Consider the following 721-nt stretch of genomic DNA (forward strand, 5'->3'; position numbering starts at 1 on the left):
TGGACCGTATTTACTCCCTCGGAGATCCTCTTGCTCATGTAAAGCCGCTTGATTTTATAAAAACTTATCTTTACGAGCATGCAAATGTATTGCAGTTTCCGATTCAAAATGCTGACTATGGTGGGCTTGTGTATTACTATAACGGTGATTATTATGTCCATATTAATACCGCACAGCCGAGAATATATGAAAATTTCATGTGGGCGCACGAGTTTTATCATTTCTTTTTTGACAGAGATAAAATTAAGAACCCTGACCAAAATTTTATCATGATTGATCATATTTATGATGAAAAAGAGCGGCTTCCTAATCTCTTCGCTTCCGAATTTTTAATTAATGACTTTGTGTTAGAAAGAAGCTTTCAATTTTTAGAAACTGCTCATACGAAACAATCTCTCCCAGAAAAAATTATGCGATTAATCAGTATCTTCCAGATCCCGTATAAAGCGTTAATTGTCAAACTTGCTCAAAACGAATTGATCACGATTAACGAAGCGAAAAATGCATTGGACTATGATTATAGAAATCGTATTCCTCATGATATAGACAAATCATTTTTCGAGCCTAGTTATACAATAAACATCAGCGGGTTTGATGAATTGTATGAAAAAGCAAAAGGATTGATGTATGAGGAGGATCTTCAATCGATTAAAAAATCTTATGATAAGCTATATGAACAAGTGTTGGCGTCAGTGCATGATCAAAGGGGGACTAAAGGATG

1 protein-coding gene is annotated in these 721 nt (G+C 34.8%); it reads left to right on the top strand.

All coding sequences use genetic code 11. From position 1 onward, the window contains the following. Positions 1-721: ImmA/IrrE family metallo-endopeptidase (locus GZ1_RS17790; protein WP_060789022.1), on the top strand; the 721-nt coding region annotated here is incomplete at both ends.

The sequence above is a fragment of the Geobacillus zalihae NBRC 101842 genome (assembly GCF_001544135.1).
Classification (GTDB): Bacteria; Bacillota; Bacilli; order Bacillales; family Anoxybacillaceae; genus Geobacillus; species Geobacillus zalihae.